Genomic DNA, 13,229 nt, shown 5'->3' with positions numbered 1-13,229 from the left:
CGAGCCCGCGACGAAGGTTATGATTCTCGATCATGTCGTCGGATGCGGGGGCGGCGCCATCAGCCCAGATGATCGATCTGTTCGCGGGTCCCGGTGGATTGGACGTCGCCGCACAGTGGCTGGGTATTTCGGTGACCGGCGTCGAATGGGACGAAGACGCCCTCGCAACGCGGCTCGCCGCAGGGCTGGATACGGAGCCCGGAGATGTCCGCGATCGCGGGCCGGAATTGTTCCCGGACGCGACCATTCTCGCGGGCGGGCCACCGTGTCAAACGTTCTCGGTAGCGGGATCCGGTGTCGGTCGGGAGGCGTTGGACGAAGTGTTGAATTTCGTCGACCGAATGGGTGACGGTGATCGTACTGTCCGTGTGGAGCTCAAGAAGCTCAGGGATGAGCGCACCGGTCTGGTTCTGGAACCTCTGCGCTGGGCGCTAGACGCCATCGATCTCCACCGACAGCCGTACGAAGTCATTGTGCTGGAGCAGGTTCCGGCTGTGCTGCCGGTATGGAAGCGAATGGGCGAGGTGTTGCGATCCCGGGGGTACAGGTTCACCGCCGACATCCTCCGCACCGAGCAGTTCGGAATCCCGCAGACTCGTCGTCGCGCGATCCTGGTCGCCCATCTCCATCGTCAACCATCGCTGCCGGTGGCGACGCACCGACGGTTCAGGCGCGACGGCTCGATCCACCCGGACGACGCGCACCTCCCCGCCTGGATTCCAATGGGTCCGGTCCTGGCGGGACACGACAAGTTCGTTGTCGTCTCGAACTACGGAACCGGCGGTGATCCGAAGGCACGTGGCAGGCGTCGGTACGACGAGCCCGCCTATACCGTGACCGGGAAGGTCTCGCGAAACAAAATGGAGACCCTGCGGGGACGGTATATCCGTAACCTGGACCACCGCGACGCAGGGCACCTCCAGACATTTCCGCGTGACTATCCATGGACAGGCCGAGACCTCGCTCAACAGATCGGCAATGCGATCCCGCCGAGATTGGCTGTTCATGTTCTGAGCCGAGCGGTATTCGACCGTGCTCCCGACGAGAACGCGTTGAATACCGCGGTTGCGGGGCGGTGGGGAGAATTTCGGACCGGATATCGGAGTGCGCTTCTGGGGGCGGGCACCGTTCCCGATGAATCCGCCGAGCCACTCGATCAGCATGCTCGAACGCTCCCGACTCTGTGGTGAGTATCCGGTGAATTTCCGCATCGTCAGGCGCTGACAGTGTCCACGTCGCGTGGCCTCGAGCCGCAGACCATGCCTCAGAGGTGCTGGCCGACAGCCTTTCGGCCCCGCACCTCCGCGACGGCGACCGGCCGCCGCTCCGCCCGCGACAACTCACACGCCTCGGCGACATAGAACGCTTCGAGTGCTTCCGAAGGCGCGCAAGGGTTTTCGTGCCCCTCGGTCGCCACCCCGATGAACGCCGTCAACTCCTCCGTATACGCCCGCCGGAAGCGATCCATGAAGCTGCGATACGCGGGTGGCGCGAAGGTGGGGTGGCCGGGTTCCACCGACCGCAGCGGTGCGCGGTGGTCGAGCCCGACGACGGCGTTCGCTCGTGAGCCGAGCACTTCCAATCGCACGTCGTAGCCCGCCCCGTTGTAGCGCGACAGCGACACGGTGGCGAGGGTGTCGTCATCGAGGGTCAGGATGACGGCGGCCGTATCGACGTCACCCGCTTCGGCGAACAACGGATCTCCGCGGTTCGCTCCCCGCGCGTACACCTCGACCACTTCCCGCCCGGTCACCCACCGGACCATGTCGAAGTCGTGTATACCGCAGTCGCGGAAGATTCCGCCGGAGTGGGGGATGTACGCGGCGGGCGGTGGTGCCGGATCGAGGGTGGTGGCGCGCAGGGTGTGAAGTCGGCCGAGTTCACCGGACCTGACGGCGGCGCGGGCGGCGTTGTAGCCGGGGTCGAAGCGGCGTTGGAAGCCGATTTGTACGGGGACGCCGGTGTTTTCGAGGTGGCGTAGGACTTCGAGGGTTCCGGTGAGGTCGGCGGCGATCGGCTTCTCGCAGAAGACGGGGATGCCGAGGTCGACGGCGCGGATGATGAGGTCGGGGTGGGAGTCGGTGGCGGTGGCGATGACCAGGCCTGCGAGGTCGGCGGCGAGGAGGGTGTCGATGTCGGGGACGGCTTCGACGCCGAGTGCGTCGGCGGTGGCGTTGGCGCGGGCGCTGTCGATATCGGTGACCAGGACGCGGTCGACCTGCGGGAGCACCCTGAGGGTTTCGGCGTGGGCGGTGCCGATTCGGCCGGTGCCTGCCAGTCCGATGGTGACGGTGCCTCGGGATGTCATCGACTTTCCTCCTACTGATGCGGTGGTATGTCGTTGTCTGTCAAGGGGATCGGTGCGGTGGTCGCGCGGACGACCAGGGTCGGTTCGACGCGGTGGCGCACGGGGTCGGTGCGGCCCTCGCGCAGACGTTCGGCGAGTGCTTCGACGGCGAGCCTGCCCATCGTGACGCGTGGCTGGTCGACGGTGGTGAGGGAGAGGTGGCGCAGGGCGGCGAGTGAGGTGTTGTCGTAGCCGACGACGGAGACGTCCCGGGGGACCCGCAGTCCGGCTTCTTCGAGGGCGGACATCGCGCCGATCGCGTTGAAATCGTTGCCGCAGACCAGCGCGGTGGGGAAATTGCCGTGGGAGAACAGGTTCAGGAGTTTGCGGACGGCGGCCATGCCCGCGGAGTCGGTGTGTTCGCTCGGCAGCACCATCGGTTCGAGGCCGTGTCGTCGCATCGCGTCGCGATAGCCGCGGCGGCGGGCGGCGGAGGTGGAGGCGCCGCCGCCGTCGAGGTGCACGATGCGGCGGTGGCCGAGGCGGACCAGGTGGTCGACGGCGAGGGCCGATCCGGTTTCGCCGTCGTCGTTGACGGTGTCGATTTCGGGGGCGGTGGAACTACGGGAGACCAGCACTACCGGACTCTGCTGTGCCGCTTCGCGAATGGCGGCGGCGGGGAGGACGGGGGAGAGCAGGACGATGCCGCCTGGGCGGAAGGCGAGCAGGCTTTCGAGCGCGGTGCGTTCTCGGGTGGGGCTGCGACGACCGGTGTTGAGGATGAGTTCGAGGCCTGCCTCCCGCGCCGCCGCGTCCATGCCCTCGACGACGTCGGCGAAGAAGGTGTTGCGCAGGTCGGAGACCATGACCCCGACGATATCGGAGGTTCCGCCCGCCAGGGAGCGGGCCATGAGGTGCGGTTGGTAGCCGAGATCCTTCGCGGCGGCCAGCACGGCCCGCCGACGATGCGCGCTGACCTTCGGCGAGTCCCGCATGACGAGGGATACCAGCGCCCGGGAGACACCGGCGCGGGCGGCGACGTCGTCCATGGTCGGACGTCCCATGTCGCCTCCGCCGGTGGTTCGGTTCGACCTGCCGTGACGGAGGTTACAAGGTCGGCGCTGCCCCGGCAATAGAGCGCTCCAATAGCGAAAGCTCTCGGTCGACCGATTGATGGGAGGGGTGAATGCGCAGCTAGATCGCTATAAATACATCGGCGGCGCGCCCCTTGACATGCTGTGGTGTGCGTTACATAGTTGGAGCGCTCCAACAGTCGGAGTCCACTCGCACGTCGAAGGCCGGAGAGTCCGATGACCGAATCTCTCTACCCGCTGCGTATCGCCGCCGCACCGATTTCCTGGGGTGTGTGCGAAGTCCCGGGATGGGGGCACCTGCTCGACGCGCGCACGGTGCTCGCCGAGATGGCCGCGCTCGGCATCACCGCCACCGAACTCGGCCCGCCCGGATATCTGCCCACGGAACCGGGAGTGTCGCGCGGACTGCTGGACGGATTCGGTATCGAGGCGGTCGGCGGGTTCCTCGCGACGGTGCTGCACCGCGAACCCGAACGCGCGCTCGAACTGGCCCGCGAAACCGTGGCGATGTTCGCCGGGTGCGGCGCCGAGATCCTGGTCCTCGCGGCGGCCACCGGCCTCACCGGCTACGACACGCGCCCCCGGCTCACCGGTCCCGAATGGCGGACGCTGGTGACGACCGCCGCCGCCATCCGCGATATCGCCGCCGCCGACGGCGTGCGCACGGTGCTGCACCCGCATATCGGCACCCATGTGGAAACCGAACCCGAGATCGAACGGTTCCTCGCCGATTCCGATCTCGATCTCTGCCTCGACACCGGGCACCTGCTCGTCGGCGGTACCGACCCGGTTCTGTTGGCACGCAGGTACTCGGACCGGATCGGCCACATCCACCTCAAGGATGTCCGCCTGGCAGTCGTCGACGAAATCCGTTCGGGGCGTATCGAATACAGCGACGCCGTCCGGCGCGGACTGTATGCGCCGCTCGGCACGGGGGATGTCGATATCGCGGCGCTGGTGCGGGTGACGCGGACGGCCGGTTATCGTGGCTGGTACGTCATCGAACAGGACGCCGTTCTCGATACCGGTGCGTCAGCGGAAACCCCCAGCGGGGATATGCGGGTCAGCCTCGACTATCTGTCCGCCGTGGGGTTCGTGGCGGATTCGGCGCCGGTCTAGCGGTGACCGATCTCGAAGTGCTGACCGTCGGCAGGGTGGGCGTCGACCTCTATCCGCAACAGAGCGGTGTCCCGCTCGCCGAGGTCGAGACCTTCGCGAAATACCTCGGCGGCACCGCCACCAATGTCGCGGTCGCCGCCGCGCGTCTGGGCAGGCGTAGCGGGGTGCTCACCAAGGTCGGCCCGGACGGCTTCGGTGGTTACGTCCGCACCGCCCTCGAGCGGTTCGGCGTGACCGCGCGCTACGTCGGCACCGCCGCGGATCTGCTGACACCTGTGGTCTTCTGTGAACTCACCCCGCCCGCCGACCCGCCGCTGCTGTTCTATCGCGCGCCGATCGCACCGGATCTCACACTGACCCCGGACGAGGTGCCCTGGGATGTCGTGGACTCGGTGCCGCTGCTCTGGGTGACCGGCACCGGTGTGAGCGCCGAACCGGCTCGCGGCACCCAGCACGCGATCCTCGAACGCCGCGCCCGCCGCGCGCACACGGTGCTCGACCTGGATTACCGGCCGATGTTCTGGCCCGACGAGACGACGGCGACACGCGAGATCGGTGACATGATCGGTCACGTGACGGTCGTCGTCGGCAACCGCGCCGAGACACGGGTCGCGGTCGGTACCGCGGACCCGGACGAAGCCGCCGATCGCCTGCTGGCGCGCGGCGTGCGGATGGCCGTGGTCAAACTCGGCGCGGACGGGGTGCTGATCGCCACCGACCGCGAACGCTGGACGGTGCAGGCCTGTCCGGTGGAGGTGGTGTGCGGGCTCGGCGCCGGTGACGGATTCGGCGGCGCGCTCGTGCACGGACTGCTCTCGGACTGGGACCCGCACCGCATCGCCACCTACGCCAATGCCGCGGGCGCGCTGGTGGCGTCACGCCTTGCCTGTGCCGACGCGATGCCCACCGTCGCGGAGATCGAGGAGTTGCTGTGCCGATGAGCCGGTCGCACCCGGTCGGGACTCGACGTCGTGCGGCGATGTCGCCGAGAACGACCATGCTGAGCGCGATTGGTCGATACCACCTGCCTGTTCTTCCCCCCGCGGGACACCCGCCCAGCCAGCGGAAGGGGCGATCGGCCGTGGACGCGCACCGAGAACGAGGTCCGATGAATCCCCTTGACGGGACATGGATTCGATGAGGCTGCACCGCCCTTCGGGCACGCTCGCAGACGGAAACGACCCGGTGTCGCTCACACCGGAGGACGCCGGGTGGTCCTACACCGGCCTCCGGGTAGTTCTGGTACCTGCCGGGTCGACGCGCATCCTGCACACCGGCGATTCCGAGGCCTTCGTCGTGCCACTGGCAGGATCGGGCACCGTCCACGTCGACGGCCTGACCTTCGAATTGCGCGGCCGCGATTCGGTGTTCACGCGGGTCACCGATTTCGCGTACATCCCGCGCGACGCGGAAGTCCGGCTGTCGAGCGCACACGGTCTCGAAGCCGCGCTGCCCCTGGCTCGGTGCGAACGCAGGCTGACGCCGAAATACGGTCCGGCCGAGGATGTTCCCGTCGAGGTGCGTGGTGCCGGACAGGCGACCCGCCAGGTGACGAATTTCGGCGTCCCCGGGGTTTGGGACCACGCCGACAAACTCAACGCCTGCGAACTGATCACCCCGGACGGCAACTGGTCCTCCTACCCGCCGCACAAACACGACGAGGCGAGCGATTGCGAGGTCGTCAACGAGGAGATCTACTACTTCCGTATCGCCGGTCGCGACGGAATCACGCCGTCGCGTGCGGGTTTCGGCCTGCACCGCACCTACACCGCCGACGGCGCGCTGGACGAGAACGTCGCGGTCCGCGACGGCGACGTCTTCCTGATCCCGCGTGGATACCACGGCCCCTGCGTCGCCTCGCCCGGTTATCCGATGTACTACCTCAACGTGCTCGCGGGCCCCGCCCCGAAGCGTTCGATGGCGTTCTGCGACGACCCCGCGCACACCTGGATCCGCGAGCGCTGGCGCGACGAGCCCGCCGATCCGCGCTGCCCGGTCACCGACCATCGGGGCAGGCGCCCGTGAGTGAGTTCACCGAAGGACGGCCCGCATGGAACTGACCACGGCTCGGGCACTGGTGGCATGGCTGATCGCCCAGCGTTCGGAAAGTATCGATGGACGCGAAGTCCCGCTGTTCCCGACGGTTTTCGCGATATTCGGGCACGGCAACGTGCTCGGCCTCGGCACCGCGCTCCAGGAGCGCGCCGCCGAGATCCCGGTCTGGCGCGGTCAAACCGAGCAGGGCATGGCGCTGGCCGCCGTCGGCTACGCGAAGGCCACCGACCGCAGGCAGGTGGGGGTGGTGACCTCCTCCATCGGTCCGGGGGCGTTGAATATGGTGACCGCCGCGGCCGTCGCCCACGCGAACCGTCTTCCGCTGCTACTGCTGCCCGGCGACACCTTCGTCGGTCGGGCCTCCGATCCGGTCCTGCAACAGGTCGAGCATTTCGGCGACCCGACGGCCACCGTGAACGACGCCTTCCGCCCGGTGAGCCGATATTTCGACCGGATCACCCGCCCCGGACAGCTGCTCGCGACGCTTCCCCAGGTGCTCCGCGTGCTCACCGACCCGTCGGAGACCGGCCCGGTCACCTTGGCCCTGCCGCAGGATGTGCAGGTCGAGACGTTCGATTTCCCCGAGACGCTCTTCGAGCCGACCGTGCACCGAATTCCACGTCCCCGCGCCGATATTCGTGAACTCGACGAGGCGTCGGCGCTGCTGCGGACGTCACGGCGGCCGCTGCTGGTGCTGGGCGGGGGCGTGCGGTACTCGGGGGCGGCGACGGCCGCGATCGAACTCGCGCGACGGCACGGCATCCCGATCGCGGAGACCACAGCGGGACGCGCACTGGTCCCGCACGATCACCCGCTCTACGCCGGGCCGCTCGGCGTCACGGGTTCGGAATCGGCGAATACCCTCGCGGCCGAGGCCGACGTGGTGCTGGCCGTCGGCACCCGTCTACAGGATTTCACCACCGCGTCGTGGTCCGTCTTCGCCGAGGACGTCCGGCTGATCACCGTCAACACCGCGCGTTTCGACGCGGTCAAACACGGTGCCCTCGCCGTGGTGGGTGACGCCGCCGCGACCCTGCCCGAGCTGTCGCCGCCGGGGTGGACGGCCGACCCGGACTGGACATCTCGCGCGGCGCGACTGCGCGCCGCCTGGGACGCGCGGATCGACGCGCTGCGCGCTCCGGCCACCGGGACGCCGACGTACGCCCAGGTGGTAAGGGTCGTCAACGAACTCAGCGAGTCCGGTGACTACGTCATGACCGCGGCGGGCGGCCTACCCGGCGAACTCGTCGGAGGCTGGCGGGCGACGGGTGGATCGCCTTGCATGGACGTCGAGTACGGCTTCTCGTGCATGGGTTACGAACTCGCCGGTGCGTGGGGTGCCGCGATGGCGCGTGCGGACGGTCTGGTGACGACCCTGCTCGGCGACGGCTCCTACCTGATGGCGAATTCCGAACTCTTCTCCGCCGCTTTCGCCGGCCATCCATTCGTGGCTGTGGTCTGCGACAACGACGGATACGCGGTGATCGCCCGGCTCCAGGAGGGCCAGGGCGGCACCGCGTTCAACAATTTCTTCACCGACTGCCGCACCGAGCACACGGACCCGCCGAGGGTCGATTTCGCCGCGCACGCGCGGGCGCTCGGCTGCACGGTTTTCACCGCGTCCGCGCTCGACGAATTCCGGGACGCCTACGCGCGGGCCCGCGCCGCCGCCGTGTCGCGGCCCGCGGTCGTGGTGGTCCGCACCGATCCGCGCGTCTGGACCGAATCCGGGGCGTGGTGGGAAGTCGGTGTGCCACAACATCTTTCCGGGGGCACCGAATACCGGGCCGGGAAGCGGGATCAGCTGCGCTACCTGCGCGGTCGATGAATCCGACCCGTATTCGGTGACGGATACCCCTTTTGGGAGATCGCACGCATATTCGTGTCTTCGGCGAGGGATAGCTCACAGTGGGCGGCGCCGTAGGTGGAGGAATTCCGCGGATCGTGGCATCGTTGATGTATGAGACCAGGGCATTCCGTTTTGCCAGAATCTGGCTCGTCAACAGAAAGTATGAAATGGCTCAAGGCATTGTGAAGTGGTTCAACAGCGAGAAGGGCTTCGGCTTCATCGCGCAGGACGGCGGAGGCCCCGACGTCTTCGTGCATTACTCGGCTGTCAGCGGTTCGGGCTTCCGTTCCCTCGATGAGGGTCAGCGCGTGGAGTTCGAGATCGGCCAGGGCCAGAAGGGCCCGCAGGCCCAGGACGTGCGCGTTCTCTGATCGCAGCGGCCGCGCTCTCTGATCGCGACCAGGCTTCGACGGCCCCCGTACCCTTCGGTGCGGGGGCCGTCGCCATGTCCGCCCTTGTCGTCGGCGTATCGGGTCGCGAAGATCCACTCGTGCAACGCCTCGCCGCCTTCGCCCAGCGGATTGTCCCGTCCCTGGGTCGGTCCGGCGACATAGCCGTCCAGGGAGATGGAGATGTTGTGCGCGCGCAGCTTCGCCATGGTCGGCCCCGTCCCTATGTGATTGCATTATGCAATCGGTTGGGCCGAGGTTGGACCGGCCAGTTGTATATTGCAAGCAGTAGAACCGACGGAGGAGCATCATGCGCGACGAGGGACGCTCGGGTTGCCCGATCAACGCGACCATCGAGGTCATCGGCGATCGGTGGACCCTGCTGGTGCTGCGGGACGTGATGTTCGGTAACCGCAGGTACTTCCGGGAGATCCAATCGGGCTCCGAGGAAGGTATCGCCACCAATATCCTGGCCGACCGGCTCAAACGCCTCGTCGCCGCCGGGCTGCTCACTCGCGAGGACACCGGACGCGGGCAGAAGGCCGAATACCGGCTCACCGAACCCGCCGTCCAACTCGTCCCGGTCATGGCGCACCTCGGCGCGTGGGGGCTGCGGCATCGCCCGACCACCGAGCGGTTGCGGGTGCGCGCCGAACTGCTCGAGCGGGGTGGTCCCGAATTGTGGTCCGAGTTCATGGACGAACTGCGGGAAGCGCATCTGGGTATTCCGCGCCCCGATCCCGACCGGCCCACCGCCACCGACCGGTTGGCGCGGGCGTACGCGGCGGTCGCCGAGAGATAGGCGCGGTCGCCCGCCGCGATCTGTGGCCGTGTGCCACAGGCGATCACGGCGCGCCGTGACGGAGCCCGGTAGGGCAACCGGGCGCGCCCGGCGTTCGCGCACGTGACACCATAGATCCATCGGGCACGTCCGCAGTGGGCGGTCGGCGCCGGGTATGGAGGAACGCGCACCATGGTTCACGGCACGGTGAAATGGTTCGACACCGAAAAGGGGTTCGGTTTCATCGACCAGGACGGCGACGGTCCGGATGTCTTCGTCGACTATCTCGAGCTACAGGGCTCGGGATTCCGCGTGCTGACCGCCGGGCAGCGGGTGCAGTTCGAGGTGCGTCTGGTGAAGGCGGGGCCGGAAGCCGTCGCCGTGCGGGTCGTGGGCTGAACTATCGTCGCGCGCCGACGGCCAGCGCCTCGGCGCGGAAGAATTCCGCGGTCAGAGCTCTGGCCCGGTCGGTATCCGGGTCGGGTGTCCGGGGAAAAACGTCTGTGGCACGGTCGAATTCGTCCATGATGAAGGCCGCGATCGGGGTCGGCACCGCGCCGCTGCCCATTTCCCTGGTGCGCGACTTGAGTTCGGTCAGCTCCGTCACCGCCGCGACGAAAGCGTCGGTGAGCGTGCACTGTTCGAGCAGTGTCGGCAGGTGCATGGGCGCGACGGCGGCGCCGGGGTGTTCGCGCAGCCAACGCAGCGCCATGGCCGGGCGCAGTGAGTAGAACACCTTCTTGAGCGAGCGATGGTGTTCGGCGAGTTCCCACTGTTTGCGGCCCAGGTGCAGGTAGTGCCGCGCCACCTTGTTCCGATCGGCGACCCGGTCGGCCAGCTCGCGCAGGTCGTCCCGGAAACGGTCGTCGCCCCGGTACACGATGGGTGACATCAGCCACTCGATGAGTACGGCGTTACCGCTCACCAGCAGTCGCAGCGCCTTGGCGAGATCCCACCCGTTGACGTCGAGCAGGCCGACCAGCGGTGTTTCGATCACATCCCGACCGCGCCACGGCGTCAGGTAGTCGTCGAGGCTCGCGATGTAGACGAAGCGGCAGTCGTAATCGGAATCGGGGGAGGGGAACCCCCATGCGCGGCTCCCGCTTTCGATGGCCAGGCGTACCGAGACCCGATGGTCGAGCTCGACCCGGCCCAATTGGGCATCGATGGCCCCGACCACGGTCGGGTCCATGGAATCGGGGATCGCGCGCAGTGCCATGGGCCGATGGTAGGGGTCGACCGTCGATCGGTGCAGCTCGTTTTCGGCGGTGCGCGGGAGCGCGGTCGCGGACGGCGGAAGATTCCCGGACGGGCCGGAACATCTATCACCAACGGATCACGGTGCGGCGTGACCCCAATTCCATGGGCACCGGAGTTAATGGCCCCGATGCTTTGGTGACGAGAATTGACCGGCATCGCTCCTCGCGTCCACCTCGCATTTTCACGCGATCTCAATGATTTCGACAGGGTCTTCTCAAAGATCGAAGCTGGTCGGTTGTCCATCAACTTGATCATGCATATATACAGGTCAGAGCCATATTTTTGAGGCGCAAGCCCTGAATTTTCGTGGCCTGAGCCATTCTTTCGGGTGCGATGTGTTCTGCGTCACTAAATATCTCGATTACGTAACCGGATTCGTGGTACCTCCGATGTGTCCAATGTCAGCCAGTTGCGACTGGATATATTTCGACGAAGAGGAAAACAAATGATCCCCGTTATCATCGACACCGGTTCCGCTGCCCTGAACGGCATCTTCAGCACCGCGGGCGCGGCGCTCACCGGTCTTTTCAACACCCTGTGGACGGGTTCCTTCGGCGGCTGATCATGCCGTCGGTCGGTCATCGACCCGGTTGCGCGCCGCATGCTCGGCGCGACCACGTGTGGGAAGGCCTCGCACCCGGCGGTGCGGGGCCTTCCGCCGTCGTGACACCGCGATTCGCCGACGGAGACGCCACGCGTACCGGGGGGTAAGGGCACCCGAAAACGCGCCGACTAAGCTCGAGTCGGTAATTGCCGACCCTCTTCCCAGGAGTATCCCACCGTGAGCCAAGCAGGCCGTCCTGTTGTTCTGATCGCCGACAAGCTCGCCCAGTCGACCGTCGACGCGCTCGGTGACGGTGTCGAGGTTCGCTGGGTCGACGGCCCCGACCGCCCGGCGCTGCTCGCCGCGGTCCCCGAGGCCGACGCGCTGCTCGTCCGCTCCGCGACCACGGTCGACGCCGAGGTCCTCGAAGCGGGCAAGAATCTGAAGATCGTCGCCCGCGCGGGTGTCGGCCTCGACAACGTCGACGTGCCGGCCGCCACCGAACGCGGCGTCATGGTCGTGAACGCGCCGACCTCCAATATCCACACCGCCGCCGAGCACGCGGTCACCCTGATGCTCGCCGCCGCGCGCCAGGTCCCCGCCGCCGACGCCACCCTGCGCGAGCGCACCTGGGCGCGCAGCAAGTTCAACGGCGTCGAGATCTTCGACAAGACCGTCGGCGTCGTCGGCCTCGGCCGCATCGGCCAGCTCTTCGCCGCGCGCCTGGCCGCCTTCGAAACCAAGATCGTCGCCTACGACCCCTATGTCTCCCCGGCCCGCGCGGCCCAGCTCGGCATCGAACTGCTGAGCCTGGACGAACTGCTCGAGCGCGCCGACCTGATCTCGATCCACCTGCCGAAGACCCCGGAGACCAAGGGCATCATCGGCAAGGAGGCGATCGCCAAGACCAAGCCCGGCGTGATCATCGTCAACGCCGCGCGCGGCGGCCTGGTCGACGAGGCCGCGCTCGCCGACGCCATCAAGTCCGGCCACGTGCGTGCGGCGGGCCTGGACGTGTTCGAGACCGAACCGTGCACCGACAGCCCGCTGTTCGACCTGCCGCAGGTCGTGGTGACCCCGCACCTGGGCGCCTCCACCTCCGAGGCCCAGGATCGCGCGGGCACCGATGTCGCCAAGTCCGTGCTGCTGGCGCTCGCGGGCGAATTCGTCCCCGGCGCGGTGAATGTCACCGGCGGCACGGTCGGCGACGAGGTCGCGCCGTGGCTCGACATCGTGCGCAAGCAGGGCGCCCTGCTCGGCGCGCTGTCGGACGAACTGCCGGTGTCGGTCGAGGTGCAGGTGCGCGGCGAACTCGCCGCCCAGGATGTCGCGGTGCTGGAACTGTCCGCGCTGCGCGGTGTCTTCTCGGCGCTTGTCGAGGATCAGGTCACCTTCGTCAACGCGCCGACGCTGGCCAAGGAACGCGGTATCACCGCGCAGGTCACCACCGCGCCGGAGAGCCCGAGCCACCGCAGCGTCGTCGATCTGCGCGCCGTCTTCGGTGACGGACGCACCCTGAATGTGGCGGGCACGCTCACCGAGCCGCAGCAGGTGCAGAAGATCGTCAACATCAACGGTCGTAACTACGACATGCGCGCCGAGGGCCTGAATCTGGCCATCCTGAACTACGACGACAGGCCGGGCGCGCTCGGCAAGATCGGCACGAAGCTGGGCGAGGCGCAGGTCGATATCCTCGCCGCGCAGCTGAGCCAGGATGTCGACAAGGAAGGCGCCACCGTCATCCTGCGCGTCAACCGCGAGGTTCCGGCCGAGGTCCAGGCCTCGATCGCCGAAGCCGTCGGTGCGGCCAAGATCGTCCTCGTCGATCTGTTCTGATCGCCGCTACATCTC

General features: G+C 67.6%; 12 protein-coding genes. 9 read left to right on the top strand and 3 right to left on the bottom strand.

Annotated elements, in window-relative coordinates:
• Positions 1-32 precede the first annotated feature (32 nt).
• Positions 33-1,190: a DNA cytosine methyltransferase gene (locus tag OG225_RS25065; protein WP_405177522.1), complete on the top strand. Its 1,158-nt coding sequence runs from the start codon at positions 33-35 to the stop codon at positions 1,188-1,190.
• A 74-nt stretch (positions 1,191-1,264) separates the two neighbouring features.
• Here OG225_RS25065 and OG225_RS25060 read toward each other — a convergent pair whose 3' ends face one another.
• Positions 1,265-2,308: a Gfo/Idh/MocA family oxidoreductase gene (locus OG225_RS25060; RefSeq protein ID WP_405177521.1), complete on the bottom strand. Its 1,044-nt coding sequence runs from the start codon at positions 2,306-2,308 to the stop codon at positions 1,265-1,267.
• A gap of 11 nt (positions 2,309-2,319) precedes the next feature.
• A complete protein-coding gene (locus OG225_RS25055; RefSeq protein ID WP_405177520.1) occupies positions 2,320-3,351 on the bottom strand; it encodes a LacI family DNA-binding transcriptional regulator in 1,032 nt (343 codons plus the stop codon).
• A gap of 246 nt (positions 3,352-3,597) precedes the next feature.
• Here OG225_RS25055 and OG225_RS25050 point away from each other — a divergent pair, with 246 nt between their 5' ends.
• The 7 genes from OG225_RS25050 to OG225_RS25020 all read left to right on the top strand — a co-directional run bounded on the left by OG225_RS25050 (position 3,598) and on the right by OG225_RS25020 (position 9,973).
• On the top strand, positions 3,598-4,500 hold the full coding sequence (locus OG225_RS25050; RefSeq protein ID WP_405177519.1) for a TIM barrel protein: 903 nt from the start codon (positions 3,598-3,600) through the stop codon (positions 4,498-4,500).
• Between the two features lie 2 nt (positions 4,501-4,502).
• Positions 4,503-5,441 (top strand): 5-dehydro-2-deoxygluconokinase, encoded by a 939-nt coding sequence (iolC, locus tag OG225_RS25045; RefSeq protein WP_405177518.1) that lies wholly within the window; start codon positions 4,503-4,505, stop codon positions 5,439-5,441.
• 196 nt (positions 5,442-5,637) lie between these two features.
• Positions 5,638-6,525 (top strand): 5-deoxy-glucuronate isomerase, encoded by an 888-nt coding sequence (gene iolB, locus OG225_RS25040; RefSeq protein ID WP_405177517.1) that lies wholly within the window; start codon positions 5,638-5,640, stop codon positions 6,523-6,525.
• 25 nt (positions 6,526-6,550) lie between these two features.
• On the top strand, positions 6,551-8,383 hold the full coding sequence (iolD, locus tag OG225_RS25035; RefSeq protein WP_405177516.1) for a 3D-(3,5/4)-trihydroxycyclohexane-1,2-dione acylhydrolase (decyclizing): 1,833 nt from the start codon (positions 6,551-6,553) through the stop codon (positions 8,381-8,383).
• A 188-nt stretch (positions 8,384-8,571) separates the two neighbouring features.
• Positions 8,572-8,775, top strand: a complete 204-nt coding sequence (locus OG225_RS25030; RefSeq protein ID WP_014987157.1) for a cold-shock protein — start codon at positions 8,572-8,574, stop codon at positions 8,773-8,775.
• A gap of 328 nt (positions 8,776-9,103) precedes the next feature.
• Complete coding sequence (locus OG225_RS25025) at positions 9,104-9,595, top strand: winged helix-turn-helix transcriptional regulator (RefSeq protein ID WP_405177515.1); 492 nt, start codon at positions 9,104-9,106, stop codon at positions 9,593-9,595.
• Positions 9,596-9,766: 171 nt separating this feature from the next.
• Positions 9,767-9,973 carry a cold-shock protein gene (locus OG225_RS25020; RefSeq protein ID WP_109528066.1) on the top strand — a complete coding sequence of 69 codons (207 nt, stop codon included), beginning with the start codon at positions 9,767-9,769 and terminating at the stop codon, positions 9,971-9,973.
• 1 nt (position 9,974) lies between these two features.
• On the opposite strand, the gene OG225_RS25015 is transcribed toward OG225_RS25020, so the two are convergent.
• Positions 9,975-10,793, bottom strand: coding sequence for a DNA polymerase beta superfamily protein (locus OG225_RS25015; protein ID WP_405177514.1), 819 nt, complete (start codon positions 10,791-10,793; stop codon positions 9,975-9,977).
• Between the two features lie 822 nt (positions 10,794-11,615).
• Between OG225_RS25015 and serA the strand changes: the two genes are divergently transcribed.
• A complete protein-coding gene (gene serA, locus OG225_RS25010) occupies positions 11,616-13,214 on the top strand; it encodes a phosphoglycerate dehydrogenase (RefSeq protein WP_216917548.1) in 1,599 nt (532 codons plus the stop codon).
• The last annotated feature ends 15 nt before the right edge of the window (positions 13,215-13,229 follow it).

It is taken from the genome of Nocardia sp. NBC_01377, from assembly GCF_045040005.1.
GTDB lineage: Bacteria > Actinomycetota > Actinomycetes > Mycobacteriales > Mycobacteriaceae > Nocardia > Nocardia noduli.
This window is presented reverse-complemented; position numbering and strand designations above follow the sequence as displayed.

Bases quoted from the DNA above. Each gene is read 5' to 3' on its own strand.
- OG225_RS25065 (WP_405177522.1), top strand. From the start codon at position 33: ATGTCGTCGGATGCGGGGGCGGCGCCATCAGCCCAGATGATCGATCTG.
- OG225_RS25020 (WP_109528066.1), top strand. From the start codon at position 9,767: ATGGTTCACGGCACGGTGAAATGGTTCGACACCGAAAAGGGGTTCGGT.
- OG225_RS25030 (WP_014987157.1), top strand. From the start codon at position 8,572: ATGGCTCAAGGCATTGTGAAGTGGTTCAACAGCGAGAAGGGCTTCGGC.
- iolD (WP_405177516.1), top strand. From the start codon at position 6,551: ATGGAACTGACCACGGCTCGGGCACTGGTGGCATGGCTGATCGCCCAG.
- OG225_RS25015 (WP_405177514.1), bottom strand. From the start codon at position 10,793: ATGGCACTGCGCGCGATCCCCGATTCCATGGACCCGACCGTGGTCGGG.
- iolB (WP_405177517.1), top strand. From the start codon at position 5,638: ATGAGGCTGCACCGCCCTTCGGGCACGCTCGCAGACGGAAACGACCCG.
- OG225_RS25050 (WP_405177519.1), top strand. From the start codon at position 3,598: ATGACCGAATCTCTCTACCCGCTGCGTATCGCCGCCGCACCGATTTCC.
- OG225_RS25025 (WP_405177515.1), top strand. From the start codon at position 9,104: ATGCGCGACGAGGGACGCTCGGGTTGCCCGATCAACGCGACCATCGAG.
- OG225_RS25060 (WP_405177521.1), bottom strand. From the start codon at position 2,308: ATGACATCCCGAGGCACCGTCACCATCGGACTGGCAGGCACCGGCCGA.
- OG225_RS25055 (WP_405177520.1), bottom strand. From the start codon at position 3,351: ATGGGACGTCCGACCATGGACGACGTCGCCGCCCGCGCCGGTGTCTCC.